This is a genomic window from Microbacterium sp. HMH0099 (genome assembly GCF_049384025.1).
Classification (GTDB): Bacteria; Actinomycetota; Actinomycetes; order Actinomycetales; family Microbacteriaceae; genus Microbacterium.
Genome location: NZ_JBMRJR010000003.1, coordinates 115269 through 140509 on the forward strand (window position 1 = coordinate 115269; position 25241 = coordinate 140509).

Here is a 25241-nt window from a genome sequence, read left to right on the forward strand (position 1 = left end):
TAATCCGTTCGTTCTATGACGTCATATAGTCTCGATCTATGCCCCGGACCGCGAGCGGGATCACGCTCCAGCAGCTGCAGTACTTCATCGAGGTCGCCGCGGAAGGGTCGATCTCGGCCGCCGCCGACCTGCTGTACGTCTCGCAGCCGACGATGTCCGCCGCCATGAAGGACCTCGAGGGCCGGGTGGGACGATCGCTGCTGACCCGCTCGGCCCGCGGCGTCACGCTCACGACGGACGGCGTCGAGTTCCTCGGCTACGCCCGTCAGGTGGTGGAGCAGGCGGAGCTCCTCGAGCAGCGGTACCTCGGACGGCCCCCGTCCCGACGCCTGCTCGGCGTCTCCGCGCAGCACTACTCGTTCGCCGTCGACGCCTTCGTCCGCATGGTCAAGGCAACTCCGGCGGCGGAGTACGAGTTCTCCCTGCGCGAGACGCGCACCTTCGACATCATCGAGGACGTCCGCACGCTCCGCAGCGAGCTCGGCATCCTGTTCCGCAACGACTTCAACCGCAACGTGCTCGACAAGCTTCTGCGCGACTCCGGCCTCGCCTTCCACCCGCTCTTCGTCGCGGACCCGCACATCTTCGTCTCGCGCCGGAACCCCCTCGCCGCGAAGGGGCGCGCGACGCTGGACGACCTCGCCGACCTGCCGCGGCTGACGTTCGACCAGGGCGCGAACAACTCCTTCTACTTCGCGGAGGAGATCCTCTCGACCCTCTCGAGCCGGCAGGAGATCCGCGTCTCCGACCGCGCGACGATCTTCAACCTCATGATCGGCCTCGACGGCTACACGATCTCCACGGGCATCATCAGCGACGACCTCGACCCCGAGATCGTCGCCGTCCCGCTCGACGTCGACGAGCGCATCGAGATCGGCTGGATCGGCCGGACGGCCATCCCTCTCACCGAGCAAGCGCAGCGCTACCTCGCGGAGGTGCGGACGGTCGTCGTCGAGGCCGGCGTGACCCTGACGGAGACGCCCGCCTGACACGGCGTGCCGGGCGGGCGGACGGATGCCACGAGGGCCCCGTTCCGGGGGGAACGGGGCCCTCGGCGGTCTCAGCGCGTGGCCGCGGCGAGCTCGCCGGGTCCGGGGAGGATCTCCCGGAGCAGGTCGTCCAGCGTCACCACGCCGACCAGACGCGCGCCGTCGACGACGATCGCGAGCTGGACGCGACCGCGCCGCATCCGGGCCAGGGCGTCGTACGCCGAGGCGTCCGGCGCGAGGACCAGCGGCTCCCGCGCGATCTCCGCGGCCGGGGTGGCCGGATCGACCGTGAGCGTGTCGCGGACGTGCGCCACCCGCGTGGTCGCACCGGCGCCGACGAGGATGCGCAGATGCGTGGAGGACGCCGCCACCGCCTGGATGTCGGAGACCGTGGCATCCACTGCCACCGCTGTCGGCGGACGGTCGGTGCGGACGATGTCGCCGACGGTCAGCGACCCCAGGGCGATAGCCTGCGCGATCGGCTCCGAGTACTGCACCTCGAGGGTGCCGGACTGCCGCGAGTGGGCCACGAGCTCGCGGATCGTGTCGACGTCCTGACCGCCGGCGGCGGCCTTCTCGACGGGCTCAACGCCCGACGCCTTCACGAGACGGTTCGCGATGTGGTTGATCCACAGCAGGAACGGGCGCAGCGGCCAGGTCATCGCGCGCGCCAGGATGCCGGTGGCCTTGGCCGCGGTCTCGGGGTGCGCGATCGCCCACGACTTCGGCGCCATCTCGCCGATGACGAGGTGGAGGAAGGTCACGACGATCAGCGCCAGCATGAAGGCGATGATGTCCGCGAGCACGAAGGGCAGGCCCCACTGCTCGAAGACCGGAGCGAGGGCGTAGTCGATGGCCGGCTTGGTGATCGCGCCGAGGAGGAACGTGCAGGCCGTGATGCCCAGCTGCGCGAACGCCAGCATGACCGTGAGCTCGTTGATCCCGCGGAGGGCGGCGCGCGCCGACGCGCTGCGGTCCGCCTCCTCCTCGAGCCGGTGACGCCGGGCCGCCAGCAGGGCGAACTCGACGATGACGAAGAAGGCGCTCGCCACGATCAGCAGCGTCGTGACGAGGGCGACGGTCCAGCCGTTCATCGGGCCACCTCCTCATCCGTCTCGCGGACGTCGTCGGGGGCGGCATCCAGGTCCTTCTCGTTCAGGCGCACCGCCAGCTGGGACGGGACGTGACGGTCGACCTCGACGACCTCGATGTCGAGCCAGCGCTGCATGTGGATGCCGTGCACCGTCTCGGACGCCTTCTCGGGCAGGTCGATGCGCACGAGGGCGCCCGGGGGGAGGAGGTCGCCGTGGGTGGCGATCACCAGACCCGCGACGGTCTCGACGTCGGTGTCGTCGAGGTCGTGCCCGATGAGGCGCTCCAGCTCGTCGAGGTGCACGTCGCCGGGGATCGTCCAGGCGTCGTCGCCGAGCGCGGACACCTCCTGCACGTCGACGTCGTGCTCGTCGGAGATCTCGCCGATGACCTCCTCCGTCAGGTCCTCGACGGTCAGGATGCCGTCGAAGTTGCCGTACTCGTCGACGACGCACGCCAGCTCGTTGCGGCTCTGGCGCATGCGGTCGAGCGCGGTCGGGAGCAGCATGAACGTGGGGATGACAACGGCCGGGCGCATCGCGCTCGACACGGGCGCCTCGTCGGCGTGGTCGCCGCGGAGCAGGTCGATCAGCTCGATGACGCCGACGGGGGAGTCCTCCTCGCCGATCACGGGGTAGCGGGTGTGGCCGGACGCCATGAGCGCGCGCACCTCGCCGACCGTGGTGTCGGGGGTGACCGAGTCCACCTGCGAGCGGGGGACCATCGCGTGCTCGACGTCCCGCTGGGGGAAGTCGAGGATGCGGTCGATGATCATCGACAGGTCGTCGGGGAGGTCGCCGCTGGCGCGGGACTCCTCGATGATCGCCTCGAGGTCGCGCGCCGTGGCGCTCTCGTCGACGTCCTCGAGCGGCTCGATGCGCAGCAGACGCAGCAGGGCGTTGGCGGCGACGTCGAAGACGGTGATCAGCCAGCCGAACGCCAGCAGGTACAGGCGGGTGGGCACGGCGAGGGCGCGCGCCAACGGCTCGGGGCTCGCGATGGCGAGGTTCTTCGGGTACAGCTCGCCGAAGATCATCGTGACCACGGTCGCCAGGAGGAGGGCGCCGACGGTGCCGATGACGATCGAGACCGCCGGATCGAGGCCGACCCCGCCCAGCAGCGTGCCGATCGACTGCCCGATCATGGGCTCGGCCACGTATCCGATGAGCAGTCCGGTCACGGTGATGCCCAGCTGCGCGCCGGAGAGCATGAACGAGGTGCGCTTGGTGATCGCCAGGACGCGCGTGGCCTGCGCGTCGCCCTTCTCGGCCCGCGCGGTCAGACGGGACCGGTCGACGGACATGTAGGCGAACTCCTGCGCGACGAAGAATCCGCAGGCGGCGATGATCGCCAGGGTGATGAGGATCCCCAACAACAGAGTCAGGGCCGCAGCCAGCATCAGATCTCACCCCCTCTCGACACGAGGGGGCTCGAAGATCGGCCCTCCTGATCGGTGGGGGCGGCGCGATGATGGCTCACGGGACTCTTTCTCGTGGGTCGGGAAACGCAGATCACCCCGACTTTATCGGCCGCTTGCAGCTGACGCCTGGGAGAAGGCCCCGCATTCGACGGAGGGCCCGCCTCACGGCCTTCTCCTGGACTCGGGCGGTAGACTGGACGCCACGACCCCACGACACAAGGAGTCCTCATGCTTCAGGGATTGACCGGCTGGCACCTGCTGATCGTTCTGGCGGTCATCCTGCTGCTCTTCGGAGCCGCCAAGCTGCCCGCCCTCGCCAAGAGCGTCGGCCAGTCGGCGCGCGTCTTCAAGAGCGAGATGAAGGAGATGAAGCGCGACGACGAGGTCGACGCGCCCCGCTCCGACCAGGCTCGCCCCGCCGATCCCGGCATCGCGCCGACCGCGGCGGCACCGGAGCCGCGCAGGTCGAACGACACCTCCGCCTGACGCGTGGCCACGGCGGGAGCGCCGCGGATCGATGTGCCCGAGGGTCCGCGGCGTGATAAGCGCATGTCGCTCGGAGCCCACCTCGTCGAGCTGCGCAAGCGCTTGATGATCGCGGCGGCGGCACTCGTCGTCGGCATGGTGGTGGCCTTCTTCATCACCGACCCGATCATCCACTGGATCACCGAGCCGATCCGCGTCATCGCGGCGCAGCGCGGCGACGACTTCTCGGCGCTCAACTTCACGGCGGTCACGTCCGCGTTCGACCTGCGGATGCGCATCGCCTTCTCGATCGGCATCTTCCTGTCCGCGCCCATCTGGCTGTGGCAGATCTGGGCGTTCATCATGCCCGGCCTGACGCGCAAGGAGATCCGCTATACCGTCGCGTTCGTGGCATCCGCGGTCCCCCTCTTCTTCCTCGGCTGCTGGGTCGGGATGCTGGTGGTCCCGCACGTCATCGAGCTGATGTGGAGCTTCACGCCCGACGGCGGCGTGAACTTCTACAACGCCACCGACTACTACGACTTCGTGTTCAAGCTGCTCATCGTCGTGGGGGTCTCGTTCGTGCTCCCCGTCTTCCTCGTCGCCCTCAACGTGGCCGGCGTCATGAGCGGCCGCGCGATCCTCCGCGGATGGCGGGTCGCCATCCTCATCGCGACCGTCTTCGCGGCCCTGGCCACCCCGGCGGCCGACGTGGTGAGCATGCTCATGCTCGCCGGCATCCTGGTCGTCCTGTTCTTCGCGGCCGCGGGTCTATCCATGCTGTTCGACCGCCGCAAGGCCAGGCGCGAAACCGCCCTGCTGGGCCCAGGATCGACCGCGTGACCGAACTCAGCCCCGCCGAGCGCTTCGCCCGCGCTGCGGCCCGGTCGTCGCATCCGCTCACCGCGGACTTCGCCGAGGCGCAGCGCTTCGAGCTCGACGACTTCCAGATCGCTGGCTGCCAGGCCCTCGAGGAGGGGCGGAGCGTCCTCGTCGCCGCACCCACCGGTGCCGGCAAGACGATCGTGGGCGAGTTCGCCATCCACCTCGCGATGCTCGAGCCGGGCGACAAGGCGTTCTACACGACGCCCATCAAGGCGCTGTCGAACCAGAAGTTCCACGAGCTGCAGGACGTCTACGGCGAGGACGAGGTCGGCCTCCTCACGGGCGACACGAACATCAACTCCTCCGCGCGCATCGTCGTCATGACGACCGAGGTGCTGCGGAACATGCTCTACGCCGACTCTCCCGCCCTGCGCGGGCTGCGGTTCGTGGTGATGGACGAGGTGCACTACCTCGCCGATCGCTTCCGCGGCGCCGTGTGGGAGGAGGTCATCATCCACCTGCCGCCGTCGGTCCGGCTCGTCTCGCTGTCGGCGACCGTGTCGAACGCGGAGGAGTTCGGCGACTGGCTGGACACCGTCCGCGGCGACACCGAGGTCATCGTCTCGGAGACGCGTCCCGTGCCGCTCGAGCAGCACGTGCTCGTCCGCGGCGACCTGCTTCCCCTCTTCGACGACCGCGCGGGGGTCGCGACGGCGCAGGTCAACCAGGAGCTGCTGCGCATCCGCGGGGGCAACGCCGGCGGCTACGAGAACAACCGCCGCGCCCAGGAGTACCGCTCGCAGCGGCACGCGGGCGGCCCGCGCCACGCGCACCAGCGCCGCGGCGGGCACAAGCCGCTGCGCGCCGCCCAGGGCCCGCGCATCGAGAGGATCGACCGGCCCGAGGTCGTCGAGCTGCTCGCGCGGAACCACCTGCTGCCGGCGATCTTCTTCATCTTCAGCCGTGCGGGCTGCGACGCCGCCGTGCAGCAGCTGCGGCGGGCGAACGTCCGGCTCACCTCGGCCGAGGAGCGCGAGGAGATCCGGCAGATCGTCGACGAGTTGACCTTCACCCTCAAGGACGAGGACCTGGCCGTCCTGCACTTCTGGGAGTGGCGGGACAACCTCGAGCGCGGCGTGGCGGCGCACCACGCCGGCCTCCTGCCCGCGTTCAAGGAGGTCGTCGAGGAGCTCTTCCGTCGCAAGCTCGTCAAGGTCGTCTTCGCCACCGAGACGCTGGCCCTGGGCATCAACATGCCCGCGCGCACCGTCGTGCTCGAGAAGCTCGAGAAGTTCAACGGCGAGGCCCGCGTCGCCATCACGTCGGGGGAGTACACCCAGCTCACCGGCCGGGCCGGACGCCGCGGCATCGACGTCGAGGGCCACGCGGTCGTGCAGTTTACGGAAGGGCTCGATCCCCAGTCGGTCGCCGCGCTCGCCTCCCGCCGCACCTACCCGCTCAACTCCAGCTTCCGCCCCACGTACAACATGGCGGTCAACCTCATCGACCAGTTCGGTCGCGACCGGGCGCACGAGATCCTCGAGTCCTCGTTCGCCCAGTTCCAGGCCGACCGGTCGGTGGTGGGCCTCGCCCGCCAGGTGAAGGAGGCCGAGGAGTCGCTCGGCGGCTACGAGCAGGCGATGACCTGCGACCGGGGCGACTTCCGCGAGTACTCCACGATCCGTCGCGAGCTGAGCGACCTCGAGAAGATCAACCGTCGCGACGCGACCGCCCCCCGCCGTCTGCGCGACGAGCGGCAGCAGCAGATCCAGTCGCTGCGGCGCCGGATGCAGCGGCATCCCTGTCACTCCTGCCCCGACCGGGAGGCGCACGCCCGCTGGGCCGAGCGGTACTGGAAGCTCAAGCGCTCCACCGACAAGCTCCGGCAGCAGATCGACCAGCGGACGGGGACGGTCGCACGCGTCTTCGACCGGGTGGTCGAGGTCTTGGCGGCGCTGGAGTACGTGCGGGTCGAGGACGACGGCGCGACGGTCCTCACCCCCGCCGGGCGGACGATGCGCCGCATCTACGGGGAGCGCGACCTGCTCGTCGCCGAGTCCCTCCGGCAGGGCCTGTGGGACGGCCTCGACGCCCCGTCGCTAGCGGCGCTCGCGTGCTGCCTGGTCTACGAGCCCCGCCGCGACGAGGCCGGGCCGGGGGAGCGGGGACTCCCGCGCGGACCGTTCCGGGGAGCCCTGGATGCCACCCAGACGCTGTGGCAGGAACTGGACGACCTCGAACGCGACCACCGTCTGCCGGGGTCGGAGTCGCCCGCCTCCGGACTCGCTCCCGCCATGCACGCCTGGGCGAAGGGCCTGCCCCTCGACAGCGTGCTCGTGCTCGCCGACATGGCCGCCGGGGACTTCGTGCGCTGGTCGAAGCAGACGATCGATCTGCTCGACCAGATCTCGCTCGTGGCGGAGCCGAAGCTCGCCCGCACCGCGCGCTCTGCGCTCGACTCCGTCCGGCGCGGCATCGTCGCCTACACCTCGGCATGAGTACCCGGACGGTGAGCACCCCCGCCCGCGCCCCTCTCGCCGACGGCTCGCGTCCGCTGCTGCGCCTCGCGTTCGCCGCGCCCCTGTCGGTCGTCGCCGGCCTGCTGCTCGTCACCGCCTACCCCGCACTCGCGTGGTGGCCGATGGCCTTCCCCGCCGTCGTCCTCACGCTGCTCACCCTCATCGGGCGACGGTTCTGGTCCGCCGTGCTCGTCGGCTTCCTCTTCGGCGCGGCCTTCTTCTCGGTGAACCTCCTGTTCACGGCCCGCTACCTGGGTCCGGTGCCCTGGCTGGCGCTGTCGGTGCTCGAAGCGCTGCTCACGGCCGTCCTGGCCGCGCCGCTCGCCCTCGCCTACCGATGGATGCCACGCCTCGCGCCCGGGGCGCTCGGCCGTCTCGTCCTGCTTCCGGCGCTCGTCGCCGGCCTGTGGACCCTCCGCGAGCAGATCGTCGGGTCGTGGCCGTACGGCGGCTTCCCCTGGGGCCGCATCGGCGTCTCGCAGGTCAACGGACCGTTCGCGGAGGCGGCATCCTGGGTCGGCATGTCCGGCGTGACGTTCCTGGTCGTCCTCTTCTGCGCCATGGTCGTCGAGCTCGTGCGCCGCCGGACCTCGGGCTCCCGCCTCGCACGGGCCGTCCCGGCCGCGCCCGCCGCGATCGTGCTCATCGTGCTGCTCGTCGCCCCGCAGTTCCCCACCACGGACGCCGGCTCCCTGCGGGTGGGCGCCGTGCAGGGTAACGGCCCGGCGGGGTACTTCGACCGGCGCGCGCCGAACGCCGTTCTGAACGCGCAGCTGGCGGCATCCGCGCCCCTCATCGGACAGCGGATGGACGTGCTGCTGTGGCCCGAGGGCGGCGTCGACTCCGACCCGACCTCGACCCCCGCGACCGCGGCCGCCCTCGAGGAGATGTCCCGCCGCGTCGACGCGCCGCTGCTCGTCTCGGCCGTGACCGAGCGGGGGGACGAGCTGTTCAACTCATCGCTGCTGTGGACCGGCGAGGGCCAGCAGGGCGACACGTACGACAAGCGGCATCCGGTGCCGTTCGGGGAATACGTGCCGGACCGCGCTTTCTGGGAGCCGTTCGCTCCCGACCTCATCGGACTCATCGGCCGGGAGTACACCCCCGGGACGGGGCGGCCCCTCATCGACCTCGGCGGCATCGGGGTGGGCCTGGCGATCTGCTTCGACGTGATCTACGACGACGTCGTCTGGGACGGCGCGGCGGAGGGCGCCGAGGTCTACATGTTCCAGACGAACAACGCCGACTTCCGCGGCACCGACGAGAACCTCCAGCAGCTCGCGTTCGCGCGGATGCGCGCCATCGAGACGGGCCGGTCCGTCGTGAACCTCTCGACGGTCGGCACGAGCCAGGTCATCGCGCCCGACGGCTCGACCCTCGACGAGCTCCCGATCGACACCGCCGGGCACATGCTCACTGACGTGCCGCTGCGCACCGGCCTCACGCCGGCCGTCGTCATCGGGCCCGCCGTCAAGATCGTCCTCGGGTGGGGGAGCCTGGCGGCGCTGCTGCTGGCCGGCATCCTCGAGGCCGTGCGGGCGCGGGGCGGGGCCACCGGCGGAAAGAAGAAGACGCCGACCCCCGAAGGGGCCGACGTCTGAGAAAGCGGGTCAGCGTCAGGCGCTGATCTTCTCGTCGCCCGCACCGCGGCGTCCGCGGACGTACGCCAGGCGCTCTTCGAGCAGCTCCTCGAGCTCGGGGAGCGTGCGGCGCTCGAGCAGCATGTCCCAGTGCGTGCGCGGAGCCTTGTCGTCGCTGTGGTCCACCGTCGCGGTGCCCTCGCCGATGCGCAGGAGCGCCTCGGAGCCGCACGTGCGGCACTCCCAGGCCTCGGGAACCTCGGCGTCAGCAGCGAAGGTGAGGACGGTGTCACGTCCGCACGCGCTGCACGAGTAGGTGTGCTGTGCGCGGTCATGGAACACGACGCCATCTTCGCTCTGGAGGCTCTGGGCGCCGAGTCGGATGCCGCGGAGACTGCGGTCTGCCATTTTGTGGTCCTCTCGTCGGTCTACAGGTATAACGACTGCACCTGTGCGCTTTATTCGAACGGGACGGCCCACGACCGGATTCACAGTCGATGCTCAGGCCCCACGTCGTTCACCGTCCATTCACCAGCGCGAGCGCCAGATCGGCGCGGTCCGTGACCAGTCCGTCGACGCCCAGATCGAGCAGGCGGGACATGTCCGCGGGGTCGTTGACGGTCCACACGTGGACCTCGACACCGGCATCGTGCGCGGCCGCGACGAGCCCCTTCGTCACCACGCGCAGCGGCCCCTGCCGCTCCGGCAGCTGCAGCGCGTCGACGTCACGGAGCAGGCGGCGGACGAGCGGCGAGGCGCGCAGGGCGAGCGCGGCGAGCAGGCGCGCGACCGTCGCCGAGCCGGCCGAGGTCGCCGGCGCGATCTCCGCCCCGGCCGCGTGCGCCGCTGCGAGGGCCGCTCGGCGGCGTCGGTCCGAGAAGCTGGTGACGAGCACGCGGTCGGCGTGCGGGGCGACCGCCCGACCGACGGGGATCGCCGCCGCCTCCGCCTTCACGTCCAGGTTGAAGCGCACGTCCGGGAAGGCGTCGAGCGCCTGGGGAAGGGTGACGAGCCCGCCGCGGTCGGACATGATCTCCTCGAGCTCCCGGATGCGGACGTCGGCGATCGCGCGGGGGTCCCCGGTCACGCGGGCCAGGTCGTCGTCATGGAAGAGGACGACGACGCCGTCCGCCGTCAGGTGGCAGTCCGATTCGACGTAGGTCACCCCGGCGGCCTGCGCCTCCGCCACCGCGGCGAAGGAGTTCTCCACGATGCCGGAGGCGGCGGCATCCGGGGTCACGAGCCCCCGGTGGGCCAGGACGCGCGGACGGTCCTCGGCGGGGAGGAAGGGATGCCGCGCCGTCACGGCGCGGAGCCGTCCGACGCCGGCGGCGCGGTGGGGGTGCGCCGCGCATCGGGGCCCTCGGGCGCGGCGGTCCCGGCCCCGGTGGTCCCGGCCGCCGAGACGCCGGCGCCGAACGCGCCGGAGATGCCCTTCAGCGCCTCGGTGAGCTCGCTCGGGATGATCCAGAGCTTGCTCGAGGCGCTGTCGCTGATCTTCGGCAGCGTCTGCAGGTACTGGTACGCCAGCAGCTTGTCGTCGGGGCGGCCCTGGTGGATGGCGCTGAAGACGGAGTGGATGGCCTCGGCCTCGCCCTGCGCGCGCAGCACCGCGGCCTGCTTGTCTCCCTCGGCCTCGAGGATCGCCGCTTGACGGCGCCCCTCGGCTTCGAGGATCTGCGACTGCTTCGAGCCCTCGGCGGTGAGGATCGCGGCGCGGCGGTCGCGTTCGGCTCTCATCTGCTTCTCCATCGAGTCCTGGATCGACAGGGGCGGGTCGATCGCCTTCAGCTCGACGCGGCCGACCCGGATGCCCCACTTGCCGGTGGCCTCGTCGAGCACCACGCGGAGCTGTCCGTTGATGTTGTCACGGCTCGTGAGCGCCTGCTCGAGGTTGAGCCCGCCCACGACGTTGCGCAGGGTCGTCGTCGTCAGCTGCTCGACGGCGCCGAGGTAGTTCGCGATCTCGTACGTAGCGGCGCGGGCGTCGGTGACCTGGAAGTACACGACCGTGTCGATCGAGACGACGAGGTTGTCCTCGGTGATCACCGGCTGCGGCGGGAACGACACCACCTGTTCGCGCATGTCGAGCAGGGGCCGCACCCGGTCCACGAGCGGCACGACGAGGTTGAGGCCGGGGGAGAGGGTCTTGTGATACTTGCCGAGCCTCTCCACCACTCCCGCCCGCGCCTGCGGGATGATGCGGATGGCCCGGAACAGCACGACGACGACGAAAACCGCCACCACGGCCGCCAGGACCCATCCGATGGTGACGGGGATCAGATTCTCGATGCTCATGACGTCGCCTCCCGGCTTCGTGCGCGGACGACGGCGGTGGCGCCGTCGATGCGGACGACCTCGATGCGCGTGGCGGGGTCGAGTCGCGTGTCGGTGTCGGTGCGCGCGGTCCACACGTCGCCGTTGGCGAGCTTGACCTGCCCCGTGACGGAGGGCGACACCCGCGACAGCACGAGACCCTCCAATCCCAGGAGCGCCTCGACGTTGGAGGGGCGGGTGTCGGCGCCCCGGTGCAGACGCCGCAGCAAGGGAGGCCGCAGGAACGTCAGCAGCGCGAACGCCGCCAGCGCCGCGACGATGACCTGCGCCCACAGTGGAGCGCCGATCAGACCGACGACGAGGCCGAGGAGCCCGCCGACGGCGAGCATGAGGAAGGTCAGCTCGCCCGTGAGCATCTCGATGACCAGGAAGACCAGGATCACCACGAGCCAGCCGATCCAGGCCCACGTGTCGATGGTGGAGAGAACGTCCATCTCGAACCTCCTGAGCCCGAACGTAGCACTCGGACGGCACGCCGGGGCCGGTTCGCACCGTCCTCCTCGGCGGGGGTCGCCGCGGGACCCGGCATCCCGGTCGATAGGCTGGGAGCTGATATCGAACCGTCAGGAGAATTGCGTGTCCCAGACCCTTCCGTCCGGATCCTTGAGCGGCAAGACCGCCCTCGTCACCGGCTCCTCCCGCGGCATCGGCGCCGACACCGTCCGCTACTTCGCCGAGGCCGGCGCGAACGTCGTCATCAACTTCCGCAACAAGGCGCCGCGCGCCGAGAAGCTGGCCGCGCAGCTGCGCGAGCTCGGCGTCGAGGCCCTCGTCGTCGGGGCCGACCTGACCGACCCGGCGTCCGTGCAGGCGATGTTCGACGAGGTCGAGCGCACCTTCGGCGGTCTCGACGTCCTCGTGCTCAACGCCTCGGGCGGCATGGAGTCCGGCATGGCCGAGGACTACGCGCTGCTGCTGAACCGCGACGCGCAGGTCAACGTCCTCGAGACGGCACTGCCCCTGCTGAGGGACGACGCCCGCGTGGTCTTCGTGACCAGCCACCAGGCGCACTTCATCCGCACCACCCCGACGATGCCGGAGTACGAGCCCGTGGCGCTGTCGAAGCGGGCGGGCGAGGACGCTCTGCGCGAGCGCATCCCCGCCCTGGAGGAGCGCGGCATCGGCTTCACGGTCGTCTCCGGCGACATGATCGAGGGCACCATCACGGCGACCCTCCTCGAGCGCGCCAACCCCGGTGCGATCGCGGCCCGCCGCGAGGACGCCGGCAAGCTCTACAACGTCTCGGAGTTCGCCGCCGAGGTCGCGCGCGCCGCGGTCGACCCGGTCCCCGCCGACAATACGCGTCTCGTCGGCGACACCGCGTCGTTCGGGGGCGAGTGAGAATGCGCCCCGACGACATCGAGACCCTCGTCTCCGTCGGCCGGCCCGACATCGCCCCGGACGGCTCGTTCGCCGTCTACGCCACGTCACGACCGGACCTCACGGCCGACCGCGCCGTGGGCCAGCTCTGGCGCGTGGACCTGCCCGCCGGCCAGCCCCGCCGGCTCACGCGCGGGGTCGCCGACCGCTCGCCGCGGCTGTCCCCGGACGGCGCGACCATCGCGTTCCTCCGCGGCGACGCCAAGGGACGCGCGCAGGTCTTCGTCGTCCGCGCGGACGGCGGCGAGCCCGTCCAGGTCACCGACACGGTCGGTGGCGTGACCGAGGTGGCGTGGTCGCCGGACGGGACGCGCCTGGCCTTCACTGCGCGCGTCATCGAGCCCGGCCGTTACGGGACCGTGGACGGCCTGGATGCCGCGGCCGAGCCGGCCCGTCGCATCACCGGCATCCGCTGGCACGCGAACGGCCTCGGCTACCTGGACCGCCCGTCGCACGTGTTCGTGGTCGACGCGCCCTCCACCGAGACGGAGCCGTTCTACGACCCGGCCCCGGCCCTGGAGAAGCCCGAGAAGCGCGTCGTCCCGACCGAGGCGCATCGCATCACCCACGGTCCGACGAGCTGGTCCGGCGTCGCCTGGAACGCGGACGGGACCGAGATCCTCAGCGTGCCGGATGCGATCGAGTCCGACCGCCGCGATCTCCGCGACCGCGTCGTGGCCCTGACCGTCGAGACCGGCTCCGCCCGCGAGATCGTCGCCACCGCGGCGAACCTGTCGGTCTCGGCCGCGCAGGTCGCCCCCGACGGCACGGTCTTCCTGCTGGCGAACGACGTGGGCCCCACCGGCGTCGACTTCGTCGCCCCGGGCGTCGCACTGTGGGTGCTCGAAGACGACGGCCCGCGCCGCCTGACCGACGCCGAGACCGTCGATCTCGGCGAGGTGGGCAGCCACCTGTCCTTCGACGGCGACGACGTGCTCGTGCAGGACCGCACCCGCGGACGCCTGCGTCTGCTCCGCGTGAGCCGCGGGGGAGAAGTCGTCGAGGTCCTCGGCGGGGACCGCGAGGTCACCGGCCACGCCGTGGCCGCCGGCCGCGTCGTCGCGGCCGTGGCCGCGCCCGCATCGTTCGGCGAGCTGCTCGTGCTCGACGGCGACGCCGCTCCGCGCGCCGTGACCGACCTCGGCGCCGCGGCGCGCGAACGCGGCATCGTTGAACCGGTCGAGCACGAGATCACGGGCCGCGACGGGTATCCGGTGCACGGCTGGGTCGCCACGCCCGAGGGCGAGGGACCGTTCCCGGTGATCCTGCAGATCCACGGCGGTCCGTACGCCTCGTACGGCGTGCACCTGTTCGACGAGACGCAGGTGCTCGTCGAGGCGGGATACGCCGTCGTCTACAGCAACCCGCGCGGCAGCGCCGGGTACGGACGCGCGCACGGGCGGTCGATCCGGCAGGCCATGGGCACGCTGGACTACTTCGACGTCATGGACTTCTTCGACGGAGTCGTCTCGGCCGACCCGCGGCTCGACGCCGAACGCGTCGGCGTCATGGGCGGGTCGTACGGCGGGTACATGACGGCCTGGGTGATCGCCCATGACCACCGCTTCGCCGGCGCCATCGTCGAGCGCGGGTTCCTCGATCCGGCCAGCTTCCCCGGGTCCAGCGACATCGGGTCGTTCTTCGGCACCGAGTACGTGGGCACCGACCCGGACGCCGTGGCCGCGCAGAGCCCGATGGCGGTCGTCGACCAGGTGCGGACGCCGACGCTCGTCCTGCACTCCGAGCTGGACTTCCGCTGCCCGCTCGATCAGGCCACGCGGTACTACAGCGCTCTGAAGCAGAACGGCGTGGACGCCGAGATGCTCATCTTCCCGGGGGAGGACCACGAGCTCACCCGGGCCGGACGTCCTCGCCACCGCGTGGAGCGTTTCGACGCCGTGCTCGACTGGTGGGCGCGGTACCTGCCGCCGGCGCAGCCCTGACGACGCCGCACCGCGTCGTGAGGCGGTGACAGGACGGGGCCGGGAGGCGGTGGCATCCCGGCCCCGTCCTCGTCCGCGGAACGCCGCCCTCGTGCGCTGTGCGACCGCCCGACGCGATCAGACGGCGCGCCCGAAGCGGATCGCGCGGACGATCTGGAAGAGGCCGAGGACGACCAGCGAGAAGCCGATCAGCAGGAACAGCGTCACGACTCCCAGGAGCGGGGCGAACAGCAGGATGACGCCGGCGATGATGCTGACGACGGCGAAGAAGACCGTCCAGGCGCGCGAGGACGTGTCGCTCACCGTCGTCAGGGAGACGACGCCCTCGATGATCCACAGGATGCCGACGAGCACCCCGACGAACGTGCCGAACCACGCGGTGGCGGCGCCGAGGTTGGAGAACGCGATGACGCCGGCGACGAGGAAGAGCACGCCGAGTGCGAGATAGCCGATCCGCGCCCACCCGCGGGCCCGCGAGAAGATCGCGAGCGCGATGTTGACCACGCCCGCGAGGATCACGTAGATCGAGATGATCGCGACGACGACCTCGGCGGCGCGGCCGGGCCAGATGAGGATCAGCAGGCCGACGACGAGCGAGATGACGCCGCTGACGAGCAGACCGGTGCGGACCGCACGGACCGCGGTACTGCCGAACGAAGAGGCTGTGGACATGGCGAGTCACTTCCTGAGAGAGGGCTGAGAAAGCTCCGAGCCTACGACCGCGACGCCTCCGCGGAGGGGGAGTGGTCACGCGGTCCCGGTGACGCTAGCGAGGCCTTCGGCGTCGCCGGGCACGCGGGGCGGACTGGACGCGGGGGAGACGTCAGCCGAGGAGGAGGGTCACGCCGAACAGGACGGGGAGGCATCCCACCGTCGACAGGAAGACGACGTCGCGCGCGAGGATCTCGCCGACGCCGTAGCGCTGCGCGAAGTTGAAGACGTTCTGCGCGGTCGGCAGCGCGGCAAGCACGACGACGACGAGCACCTGGTCGGACGGCAGGCCGAACGCGATCGCGATGAGCCACGCGACCGCGGGCATGACGAGCAGCTTCAACGTCGACGCGATGACGACGTCGACCCGTCGGCCGCGCTGCGTGAGAACCCGCTGTCCGTAGAGCGACATCCCGTACGACATGAGCAGGACCGGGACGCAGGCGTTGGCGATGAGCTGCAACGGCTCGAAGACGATCGGCGGCAGGTCGATGCCGAGCACGGCGACGAGCACGCCGAGGGCGGATCCGATGAGCATCGGATTCTTGGCCGTCTGCCGCAGGATGCGCAACAGGGAACGCGAGCCCGAGGTCGTGGCATCCAGGATCGACAGGGCGATCGGCATGAGCACGAGGAGCTGGAACAGGATGACCGGGGCGGAATACGCCGCGTTGCCGAGCATGTAGAGCGACAGCGGGATGCCGATGTTGTTGCTGTTGACCTGTCCGGACGACAGCGCGCCGATCACCGTCTCGCCGACCGGGCGGCGCAGGATGAGCGCCGACACGAGGGCGTACACGAGCAGGATCGCGGCGGCGGCGAGCATCGAGACGGGCAGCAGCGCCGAGAAGAGGGTCGCGACATCGGCCCGTGCGAGGACGACGAACAGCAGGAACGGCGAGAGGACGAAGAACGTCAGCCGGCTGAGGACGTGGCGGGCGTGCGGGCCCAGCAGGTCGATGCGGGCGATGATGTAGCCGACGACGACGGCGAGGCCGACGACCGCGAAGCCCGTGAAGATCCCGGTCATGCACGCCGCCCCGGAAGGGTGCGGGCGCGGAAGGGGATCATCGTGTCGAGCCTAGCGTTCCCGGGCCGGGGCGCCGTGCCGGGAGGTGCCGGGTGTGTGCCGGAATCGGACGGTCGCGTCGGGATGCGGCCGCGGTGGTGCCGGGCGCCGGCCACGGTGGTGCCGGAATCGGCCACGGTGGTGTCGGAATCGGATCACGGCGCCGGATTCGGACAATGGATGCCATTTCGTCCGAGTCCAGCTCCCGCATCCGATTCCGCGCGGGTAGCGGCCCGTTCTACGCCTCGGTTCCGCCGCGGTAGCGGCTCGTTCCTTTCCTGCCTGTAGCGCAGACGCCCAGGTCGTTGAGACGCCCCGCTCGAGAGGTGATGTGGGAACGCCGATAATGCACATTATGTCAGCTTGCGCGATGGCATCCCTCCCCTCGGAGCGTGTGATCTCGATCCGAAGGTGTGATCTCGCGGCGGGCCACAACCCGACCCACCCGCGTCAGCCCCGCGGCGTCAGCTCGACCCAGTCGCCGCCGAACTTCGCCTGACGGTTGTCGCCCGACGACGTCCCGGTGAGGCGACGGCGCACCCAGGGCGCGACGTGCTCGCGGTAGTAGGCCGTCCCCTTCAGACGCTCGGCCTCGGGGATCTCGCGCAGGTGCCACCACTCCCCCGGCGCCGACAGTCCGACCGATTCGATCACGCGCGCCGCGACGCGGTGGTGACCGCGCGCGTTCATGTGCAGGCGGTCGACCGACCAGAAGTCGCCGCCGGCGAGCTCGCGGTCGAACCAGTTGTAGGCCGTGAGGACATCCGGCCGGGAGGCGAGACGCTCCTCGACCGCGCGCGACAGGCGGTCGCCACGGGCCTCGATGATCTTGCCGAGCGGCAGCCCCGCCGTCGGATTCGCGCCGGAGAGCACGATGAGCCGCACCCCCTCCTCGTCGCACCGGCGGAGGACGTGGTCGAAAAGGTCCACGATCCGCTCGATGCCGGTGCGCGGCCGCAGCATGTCGTTTCCGCCGCCGTTGAACGACAGGTGGGTCGGCTTCAGCGCGAGCGCCGGCTCGAGCTGCTGCTCGACGATCGGCTGAATGAGCTTGCCGCGGATCGCCAGGTTCGCGTACGCGATCGGCTCGCCGGCGGCATCCGCCCATCCCTGCGCGGCCAGGTCGGCCCACCCTCGGACGGTTCCGTCGGGCAGTTCATCGCCGACGCCTTCGGTGAACGAGTCGCCGATCGCGACATAGCGGACGGATGCCATGGCTCGAGCCTACGCGGGCGAGGCGCGGCGGCCGGTCGCCGGCGGCCGTGTCCGGGTTCGGGGCGCGCTCAGTCCCTGGGGCGGGCCAATCGCGGACCCGAACGACGGACGACGCGGGCGGGCCGGACCTAGGACAGCGCCCGACCGCGCTGCTCCCGCAGGCACAGCGCCGCGACGACCGCGACGGCGAAGAACGCCGCGAAGACGACGAACAGCAGCGGCGCTCCCCCGGCGGTCAGCAGCGGCGGCACGGCGAGCGGCGCGGCGATAGAGGCGATCCGGCCGATCCCGGCGGCCCAGCCGGACCCGGTGGCGCGGAGCACCGTTGGATAGGCCTCAGGCGTCGCCGCGTACAGCGCGCCCCAGGCGCCCAGGTTGAAGAACGACAACGCCATCCCCGCCGCGATCACGGCGACCTCGCCCGAGGCGGTGCCGAAGAGCACGGCCGCGACGGCGGACCCGGCGAGGAACGTCGCCAGCGTCGCGCGACGCCCCCACGCCTCGATGAGCCACGCGGCCACCGCGTACCCGGGCAACTGCGCCAGCGTGATGATGAGGGTGAAGCCGAACGAGCGGACGAGGTCGTACCCCTGGGCGACGAGGATCGTCGGGATCCAGATGAACGCGCCGTAGTACGAGAAGTTCACGCAGAACCACAGCACCCACAGGCTCGCGGTGCGCCCGCGGAGAGCCGGAGCCCACAGGGCCCCCACCCGCGACCGCGTCGACGGCGCCTCCTCCCCCGCGACCGCGGGGGCGGGCGACAGCGAGACGCGTCCGGCCGCGGCCTCGAAGTCGCGGACGATGACGGACGCCTCCTCCTCGCGGCCGCGCGAGGCGAGCCAGCGCGGCGACTCGGGCAGCCCCCACCGCACGAACAGCGCATACGCGGCGGGCACCGCGCCGATCGCGAACGCCCAGCGCCAGCCGTCCGGCGACGACGGCACGACGAGGAAGCCGATGAGCGCCGCCGCCGTCCAGCCGACCGCCCAGAACGCTTCGAGGAAGACGATGAGACGCCCGCGGATGCGCGCGGGGGCGAACTCGCTGACGTAGGTCGAGGCGACCGGCAGCTCGGCACCGAGCCCGAGGCCGACGATGAACCGCAGCACCAGCAGGGCGGCCAGGCCCCCGACCAGCGCGCTCGCGCCCGTCGCCACGCCGTACACGAGCAGCGTGAGCGCGAAGACGTGCCGACGGCCGAAGCGGTCCGCGAGGAGCCCGCCGAGGCTCGCCCCGATCGCCATCCCCGCGAAGCCCGCCGACGCGATCCAGGACGCCTGCCCCGGCGCGAGCTGCCACTGCACGCTCAGGGCCGCGATGATGAACGAGATGAGGCCCACGTCCATGGCATCCAGGGCCCATCCGAGACCCGACCCGCCCAGGAGCCGGGCGTGCCGGCGCGTGAACGGCAGGGCGTCGAGGCGTTCGGACACCCGGACGGTGTCGGTGGTCGTGGTCACCGGATGCCGTGGGCGTCGACCGACGCGGGGGTCTCGGCGAGCATCTCCTCGACGAGGGGACGCACCTTCGTGCCGTACAGCTCGATGCTCGACAGGAGCCGCTCGTGCGAGATCGACCCGCTCGCGATCTTCATCTGGAACCGCGAGTTGCCCAGCGCCCGCACGGTCGCGGCGATCTTGCGCGCGACGGTCTCGGGCGACCCGACGTACATCGACCCCTCGGGGCCCACGTCGTGCTGGAAGCGCATGCGGTTGTACTCCGGCCAGCCGCGTTCCCGGCCGATCGTGTTGTTGAGCTCGGCGACGCCCTCGAACGCCTCGTCCCAGGCCTGCTGGTCGGTCTCGGCGACGTGGCCGGGCGAATGCACCGAGATCGGCATCTGCGGCTTGCCCAGCTCCGCGAGCGAACGGCGGTAGAGATCCGCGTAGGGGCGGAAGCGGGCAGCCGAGCCGCCGATGATCGCGAGGACCATGCCGTAGCCGTAGCGCGCGGTGCGCACGACCGACTCCGGGGAGCCGCCGACACCCACCCACGCGGTCAGGCCCGTCTCGGTCTTCGGGTAGACGTCGGCGTCCTGGAGCGCGGGTCGTGTGCGGCCCGACCAGGTGACGGGCTTCTCGGTCAGCAGGTGGGAGAACAGTTCGAGCTTCTCTTCGAACAGCTGCTCGTAGTCGGCGAGGTCGTAGCCGAAGAGGGGGAAGGACTCGATGAACGACCCACGACCGAGGATGACCTCGGCGCGGCCGTTCGAGATGGCATCCAGCGTCGCGAAACGCTCGTACACGCGCACGGGGTCGTCGCTCGAGAGCACCGTCACCGCGGTGCCGAGGTGGATGTCCTTCGTGCGCGCGGCGGCCGCGGCCAGGACGATCTCGGGGCTCGTGACGGCGAAGTCCTTGCGGTGGTGCTCCCCCACGCCGAAGAACGAGAGGCCGACCTCGTCCGCCAGGACCGCCTGATCGACGACGTTGCGGATGGTCTGCGCGTCGGACAGCAGCGACCCGTCGGGGGCTCGTGAGATGTCTCCGAAGGTGTCGAGGCCGAGCTCGAGGGAACGAACGTCCATGGGGTCTCCTTGCATTCGGATGAATGAACTTTACGCGACGGCGGACTATTCCCCCGTATCGCCGAGAGGCGCCGCCCCGGCGACGCCCCTCGGGAAAATCACGCGGATGCCAGCGCGGCGCGCAGCGTGTCGAGGCCGACGCCGCCGATGTCGAGCGCGCGCTTGTGGAACTCCTTCATCGAGAAGCGCTCCCCCGCTCGCTCCTGGTACTCGTCGCGCACCTGCTCCCAGATCCGCTGACCGACCTTGTAGGCGGGCGCCTGCCCCGGCCAGCCGAGATACCGGTTCACCTCGAAGCGGACGAACTGCTCGGACATGTTGACGTTGCGCAGCATGAACGCGAGCGCGTAGTCGTGGTCCCACGTGCCCTCGCCGTCCAGGCGCGGCTTGCCGAGGTGGACGCCGATGTCGAGCACGACACGGGCCGCGCGCATGCGCTGACCGTCGAGCATGCCGAGACGGTCGGCGGGGTCGTCGAGGTAGCCGAGCTGCTCCATGAGACGCTCGGCGTACAGCGCCCAGCCCTCCGCGTGGCCGCTCGTACCGGCCAGCAGACGTCGCCACGAGTTCAGCTCGGCCCGGTTGTAGACCGCCTGCGCGATCTGGAGGTGATGGCCCGGGACGCCCTCGTGGTAGACGGTCGTCAGCTCGCGCCAGGTGTCGAAGCTATCGACGCCCTCCGGCACCGACCACCACATGCGACCGGGACGGGAGAAGTCGTCGGTCGGGCCGCTGTAGTAGATGCCGCCCTCGTTGGTCGGGGCGATCATGCACTCGAGACGGCGGATGGGCTCCGGGATGTCGAAGTGGCTGCGACCGAGCTCCTCGACGGCGCGGTCGCTCGTCCGTTGCATCCATTCCTGCAGCGCCGCCGTGCCGTGCAGCTTGCGGGACTCGTCCTTCTCGAGGAAGGCGACGGCCTCCTCGACGCTGGCGCCCGGCAGGATCTCGTTCGCGATCGACTCCTGCTCGGCCACCATGCGGGCCAGCTCCTGCACGCCCCACTCGTACGTCTCGTCGAGGTCGATCTCGGCGCCGAGGAATCCGCGGGAGAACAGCCCGTACAGGTCGCGGCCGACGCCGTCCGTCTGGCCGGCCGCGGGCTTCAGCTCGTTCGACAGGAAGGCGGCGAGGTCGTTGTAGGCGACGCGGGCGGCGCCGGCGTGGGCGTCGAGGTCGCGGGCCAGCGAGGCCGGGAGCTGTCCCTCGTCGGGGGCGGCCTCGCCCACGAAGGAGGCGAAGAAGCCGGTGTCGGACGTGTACCGCGCGATCTGCGTGACGACCTCGCGCACCTGGCGCTCGGCGGGCACGACGCCGCGCGCGATGCCTTCGCGCAGGGTGGCGATGTAGCCGTCGATCGCGCCGGGAAGGGCCTTGAGGCGGGTGGAGATGGTCGACCAGTCGTCGACCGTCGCGGTCGGCATGAGGTCGAACACGGCGCGGATGTCCTGCGCCGGGGAGGCGATGACGTTCAGGTCGCGCAAGTGCGTCTGCGCCTCGTGCAGCTCGACGTGCAGGTCCAGCTCGCGCCCCAGGTCCATCTTGGTGACCTCGTCGACGGCGTCGACGGCGTCCGCGTTCTGCAGGGCGGCCTTCGTCGCGCGGGCCTGGTCGGCGAGCTCCTCGGATCCGTCGGGGCTGTAGTCGCCGAAGCGGTCGTTGTACTCGAAGCGCCCGATGTAGGTCGCGAGCGTGGGACGACGCTCGGCCAGGGTGTCCACCCACGCGTCCGCGATCGTGTCGATCGGCGTGGGAGTGCGTTGTGCATCAGTCATGCACCGAGCCTAGGGAAGCCGCGCGACCCAGGCCAGCCGGGGACGGAGGCTTGCGGCAGCCGTGCCCGCTCACCCGCGCGCGCTGGCCACGCCGAGGGCCGGGGGCCGCGCCCGCTCACCCGCGCGCGCTCTACCACTCCGAGGGCCGAGCCCGGCAGCCGTGCCCGCTCATCCGCGGCCGCTCGACCACACGAAGGGCCCGGGGCCGGAGGTGTGCGGAGCCGGCCTCAGTGCCCCGCCTCGTCCCAGTCCCCGCCGCGGCCGATCTGCACGTCCAGCGGCACGCTGAGGTCGGCGGCGTCGGCCATCCGGGCGCGGACGATCTGCTCCACGGCATCCCACTCCCCCGATGCGATCTCCACGACGAGCTCGTCGTGGATCTGCAGGAGAACGCGAGAGCGCAGGCCCGCCGCCACGAGCTCGTCGCGGATGCGGTACAGCGCGATCTTCATGATGTCGGCGGCGCTGCCCTGGATGGGGGCGTTCAGCGCCGCACGCTCGGCGTTCTCGCGCAGCACGCGGTTCATGCTGGTGAGGTCGGGGAACGGACGGCGGCGGCCGAAGATCGTCTCGGTGTAGCCGTCCTGGCGAGCCTGCTCCACGGAGCCGCGGAGGTAGTCGCGCACGGCGCCGAAGCGCGCGAAGTACTCGAGCATGAGCTTCTTGGCCTCGGACTGCTCGATGCGCAGCTGCTTGGAGAGGCCGAACGCCGACAGGCCGTAAACGAGGCCGTACGACATCGCCTTGACCTTCGTGCGCATGGCCGGGGTGACGTCTTCGGGCTCGACGCCGAAGACGCGCGCGCCGACGAAGCGGTGCAGGTCCTCGCCGGAGTTGAACGCCTCGATCAGCCCGGGGTCGCCGGAGAGGTGCGCCATGATGCGCATCTCGATCTGCGAGTAGTCCGCCGTCAGCAGCGTCTCGTAGCCGTCGCCGACTTCGAAGGCGGCGCGGATGCGACGGCTCTCGGACGTGCGGATCGGGATGTTCTGCAGGTTCGGGTCGGTGCTGGACAGCCGGCCCGTCTGGCTGCCGGTCTGCACGTACGTCGTGTGGATGCGCCCGTCCGGACCCGTCGCGGTGTCGAGGGCGTCGATGATCTGCTTGAGCTTCGTCGCTTCGCGGTGCTTGAGCAGGAGGTCGAGGAAGGGGTGCGGGGCGGACTCCTGCAGGTCGGCGAGGGCGGCGGCATCCGTCGTGTACCCGCTCTTGGTCTTGCGGGTCTTGGGCAGTTGCAGCTCGTCGAACAGCACCTCCTGCAGCTGCTTCGGCGACCCGAGGTTGACCTCGTGCCCGATCGCCGCGTACGCCTGCTCGGCCAGCCCGTCGGCGCGCGCGGCGAGCTCCGCCGAGAAGGACGACAGCTTCTCGTGCGACACCGCGACGCCCGCGAGCTCCATGTCGGCCAGGGCGGAGAGGGTGGGCAGCTCGATCTCGTCGAGCACGCCGCCGACGCGGTCGGGGAGCTCGTCGCGCTGAGCCTCGGCGACCCGCCGCACGAACCACGACAGCTGGCCCGGCGTGGCCCCGTCGTTCTCGGGAACGAGCTGGGTGGGGTCGGCCTCGGGCAGCTTCTCGCCCAGATACCGGTCGACGAGGTCGGCGAGGGTCTTGTCGGGGAAGCTCGGACGCACCAGCCAGCCCGCGAGGATGACGTCGAACGCGACGCCCGCCACGTGCACGCCCTGGCGCCCCAGCGCCTTGATCTGCGGCTTGGCGTCGGCGAACACCTTCGGGGCCTCCGAGGAGAGCCACGGGGCCAGCGCGTCGCGCGCGTCGTCGGACCATGACGTCTCGGCGGCGCGGTCGGCGACGGCCACGCCGATGCCCGTCGGAGCGCCGCCGGCGACCGTCACGGTCACCCCGACCGGGCCCTCGGCGGAGGCGAGCCACGCGGCCAGACCCGCGGCATCCAGGTGCTCGGCCGTCGGCGCCTGCGCCACCGGCAGCGGCTCCTCCGCGTCGGCGGGGTCCGCTCCGATCGCGTCGAACACCCGCGGCAGGAGCGTGCGGAACTCCAGGCGGGCGAAGATGTCGCGCACGGCCTGCGCGTCCATCGGCTGCAGCGCGAGGTCGGACGGCGTCACCGGCAGCTCGACGTCGGTCAGGAGGCGGTTCAGCGACCGGTTGCGGCGGACGGCGTCGAGATGCTCCCGCAGGTTGTTGCCGACCACGCCGGTGACCTTGTCGGCGTTCTCGAGCAGCGCGTCGAGCGACCCCCACTGGTTCAGCCACTTGACCGCGGTCTTCTCGCCGACCTTGGGCACGCCCGGCAGGTTGTCGCTGGTCTCGCCGACGAGCGCGGCGATGTCCGGGTAGTTGACCGGCGGCAGTCCGTACTTCTCGATCACGGCGGCGGTGTCGTACCGCTTCAGCTGCGACACGCCCTGCACGTTCGGGTAGAGCAGCGTCACGTCCTCGGTGACGAGCTGGATCGTGTCGCGGTCGCCCGAGCACACGAGCACCGAGAAGCCCTCGGCCGCCCCCTGCGTGGCGAGCGTCGCGAGGATGTCGTCGGCCTCGAAGTCCTCCTTGGTGAGCACCGGCACGCCCATGGCGCGCAGACAGTCCTGCAGCAGCGGGATCTGCCCCTTGAACTCGGACGGCGACTCGCTGCGGTTCGCCTTGTACTCGCTGTACTCCCGCGTGCGGAACGACTGCCGCGACGTGTCGAACGCCACCGCGAGGTGGGTGGGCTTCTCGGCCTTGACGAGGTTGACGAACATCGACAGGAAGCCGTAGATGCCGTTGGTGTGCTGGCCGTCCTTCGTCGAGAAGTTGTCGACCGGCAGCGCGTAGAACGCCCGGTAGGCCAGCGAGTGGCCGTCGACGACGAGGAGAGTAGGCTTTTCGGCATCCGTCACTCGTCCAGCGTAACGAGAACCTCGGACACTCCCCTGGCCCCGGCACCTCGAAGGCGATGATGACGACCACGACCCCCGACTCCCCCTCCGGCCTCGACTGGGCGAAGCTGCGCGGAATGGGCGCCCTCGCCGAGAAGATGGGCATCGAATGGGTCGAGTTCTCGGTCGAGCGCAGCGTCGCCACGATGCCCGTCGAGGGCAACACGCAGCCCGTCGGACTGCTGCACGGCGGCGCCTACGTGGTGCTCGGCGAGTCCCTCGGCTCGATGTCGGCCAACCTCTGGGCCGGCCCCGGACGACTGGCCGTCGGCATCGACATCAACGCCACGCACACGCGGTCCGCCACCTCGGGGATCGTCACGGGGGTCTGCACCCCGGTCCACCTCGGCCGGTCGCTCACCGTGCACGAGATCGCCGTGTCCGACGAGCAGGGACGTCGCTGCTCGACGATCCGCATCACGAACATGATCAAGGACGCCCCCAGCGCCTGACATCGCCGGGAAAGGCGAATGGATGCCACCGAGGTG

At 71.0% G+C, this 25241-nt stretch carries 21 protein-coding genes; 8 read left to right on the plus strand and 13 right to left on the minus strand.

Annotated elements, in window-relative coordinates; translation table 11 throughout:
* Positions 1–38: 38 nt before the first annotated feature.
* Positions 39–989: a LysR family transcriptional regulator gene (locus ACO03V_RS07765; RefSeq protein WP_367726761.1), complete on the plus strand. Its 951-nt coding sequence runs from the start codon at positions 39–41 to the stop codon at positions 987–989.
* Positions 990–1060: 71 nt separating this feature from the next.
* Here the strand turns inward: ACO03V_RS07765 and ACO03V_RS07770 are convergent, their stop codons facing one another.
* A complete protein-coding gene (locus ACO03V_RS07770) occupies positions 1061–2083 on the minus strand; it encodes a CNNM domain-containing protein (RefSeq protein ID WP_423137201.1) in 1023 nt (340 codons plus the stop codon).
* The gene (locus ACO03V_RS07775; protein WP_367726763.1) at positions 2080–3480 is read right to left on the minus strand and encodes a hemolysin family protein; all 1401 of its coding nucleotides are present in this window, start codon (positions 3478–3480) and stop codon (positions 2080–2082) included. Before ACO03V_RS07775 ends, ACO03V_RS07770 begins: the two co-directional genes overlap by 4 nt.
* 249 nt (positions 3481–3729) lie before the next feature.
* On the opposite strand from ACO03V_RS07775, the gene tatA reads away from it, so the two are divergent.
* The 4 genes from tatA (at position 3730) to lnt (ending at position 8911) form a co-directional block, all read left to right on the plus strand.
* Positions 3730–3987 (plus strand): Sec-independent protein translocase subunit TatA, encoded by a 258-nt coding sequence (gene tatA / locus ACO03V_RS07780; protein WP_367726764.1) that lies wholly within the window; start codon positions 3730–3732, stop codon positions 3985–3987.
* 63 nt (positions 3988–4050) lie between these two features.
* Positions 4051–4809 (plus strand): twin-arginine translocase subunit TatC, encoded by a 759-nt coding sequence (tatC, locus tag ACO03V_RS07785; RefSeq protein WP_367726765.1) that lies wholly within the window; start codon positions 4051–4053, stop codon positions 4807–4809.
* Positions 4806–7289, plus strand: coding sequence for a DEAD/DEAH box helicase (locus ACO03V_RS07790; protein WP_423137202.1), 2484 nt, complete (start codon positions 4806–4808; stop codon positions 7287–7289). Before tatC ends, ACO03V_RS07790 begins: the two co-directional genes overlap by 4 nt.
* Positions 7286–8911 (plus strand): apolipoprotein N-acyltransferase, encoded by a 1626-nt coding sequence (gene lnt / locus ACO03V_RS07795; RefSeq protein ID WP_423137203.1) that lies wholly within the window; start codon positions 7286–7288, stop codon positions 8909–8911. The genes ACO03V_RS07790 and lnt overlap by 4 nt, the downstream gene beginning before the upstream one ends.
* Positions 8912–8926: 15 nt before the next feature.
* On the opposite strand, the gene ACO03V_RS07800 is transcribed toward lnt, so the two are convergent.
* The 4 genes from ACO03V_RS07800 to ACO03V_RS07815 form a co-directional block, all read right to left on the minus strand.
* On the minus strand, positions 8927–9298 hold the full coding sequence (locus ACO03V_RS07800; protein WP_367726768.1) for an RNA polymerase-binding protein RbpA: 372 nt from the start codon (positions 9296–9298) through the stop codon (positions 8927–8929).
* A gap of 109 nt (positions 9299–9407) precedes the next feature.
* Complete coding sequence (locus tag ACO03V_RS07805) at positions 9408–10196, minus strand: glycerophosphodiester phosphodiesterase family protein (protein ID WP_423137204.1); 789 nt, start codon at positions 10194–10196, stop codon at positions 9408–9410.
* Positions 10193–11188 (minus strand): SPFH domain-containing protein, encoded by a 996-nt coding sequence (locus tag ACO03V_RS07810; protein WP_367726770.1) that lies wholly within the window; start codon positions 11186–11188, stop codon positions 10193–10195. The genes ACO03V_RS07805 and ACO03V_RS07810 overlap by 4 nt, the downstream gene beginning before the upstream one ends.
* The gene (locus ACO03V_RS07815) at positions 11185–11661 is read right to left on the minus strand and encodes an NfeD family protein (protein WP_367726771.1); all 477 of its coding nucleotides are present in this window, start codon (positions 11659–11661) and stop codon (positions 11185–11187) included. Before ACO03V_RS07815 ends, ACO03V_RS07810 begins: the two co-directional genes overlap by 4 nt.
* A 142-nt stretch (positions 11662–11803) precedes the next feature.
* On the opposite strand from ACO03V_RS07815, the gene ACO03V_RS07820 reads away from it, so the two are divergent.
* Entirely contained in the window at positions 11804–12568 is a 765-nt protein-coding gene (locus ACO03V_RS07820; protein ID WP_423137205.1) for an SDR family oxidoreductase, read from the plus strand.
* A gap of 2 nt (positions 12569–12570) precedes the next feature.
* A complete protein-coding gene (locus ACO03V_RS07825; RefSeq protein WP_423137206.1) occupies positions 12571–14550 on the plus strand; it encodes a prolyl oligopeptidase family serine peptidase in 1980 nt (659 codons plus the stop codon).
* 117 nt (positions 14551–14667) lie between these two features.
* Here the strand turns inward: ACO03V_RS07825 and ACO03V_RS07830 are convergent, their stop codons facing one another.
* From ACO03V_RS07830 to polA, 7 genes are all read right to left on the minus strand, one after another.
* On the minus strand, positions 14668–15222 hold the full coding sequence (locus tag ACO03V_RS07830) for an HdeD family acid-resistance protein (protein ID WP_367726774.1): 555 nt from the start codon (positions 15220–15222) through the stop codon (positions 14668–14670).
* Between the two features lie 151 nt (positions 15223–15373).
* Positions 15374–16291, minus strand: a complete 918-nt coding sequence (locus ACO03V_RS07835) for an AEC family transporter (RefSeq protein WP_367726775.1) — start codon at positions 16289–16291, stop codon at positions 15374–15376.
* A 489-nt stretch (positions 16292–16780) separates the two neighbouring features.
* A complete protein-coding gene (locus ACO03V_RS07840) occupies positions 16781–17545 on the minus strand; it encodes an SGNH/GDSL hydrolase family protein (protein ID WP_423137207.1) in 765 nt (254 codons plus the stop codon).
* A gap of 128 nt (positions 17546–17673) precedes the next feature.
* Complete coding sequence (locus tag ACO03V_RS07845) at positions 17674–19008, minus strand: MFS transporter (protein WP_367726778.1); 1335 nt, start codon at positions 19006–19008, stop codon at positions 17674–17676.
* Positions 19005–20075: an LLM class flavin-dependent oxidoreductase gene (locus ACO03V_RS07850; RefSeq protein ID WP_367726779.1), complete on the minus strand. Its 1071-nt coding sequence runs from the start codon at positions 20073–20075 to the stop codon at positions 19005–19007. The genes ACO03V_RS07845 and ACO03V_RS07850 overlap by 4 nt, the downstream gene beginning before the upstream one ends.
* A gap of 98 nt (positions 20076–20173) precedes the next feature.
* Positions 20174–21850, minus strand: a complete 1677-nt coding sequence (locus ACO03V_RS07855) for a DUF885 domain-containing protein (protein ID WP_423137208.1) — start codon at positions 21848–21850, stop codon at positions 20174–20176.
* Between the two features lie 227 nt (positions 21851–22077).
* Positions 22078–24714: a DNA polymerase I gene (polA, locus tag ACO03V_RS07860; protein WP_423137209.1), complete on the minus strand. Its 2637-nt coding sequence runs from the start codon at positions 24712–24714 to the stop codon at positions 22078–22080.
* A gap of 59 nt (positions 24715–24773) precedes the next feature.
* Between polA and ACO03V_RS07865 the strand changes: the two genes are divergently transcribed.
* Positions 24774–25205, plus strand: coding sequence for a hotdog fold thioesterase (locus ACO03V_RS07865; protein ID WP_367726782.1), 432 nt, complete (start codon positions 24774–24776; stop codon positions 25203–25205).
* The last annotated feature ends 36 nt before the right edge of the window (positions 25206–25241 follow it).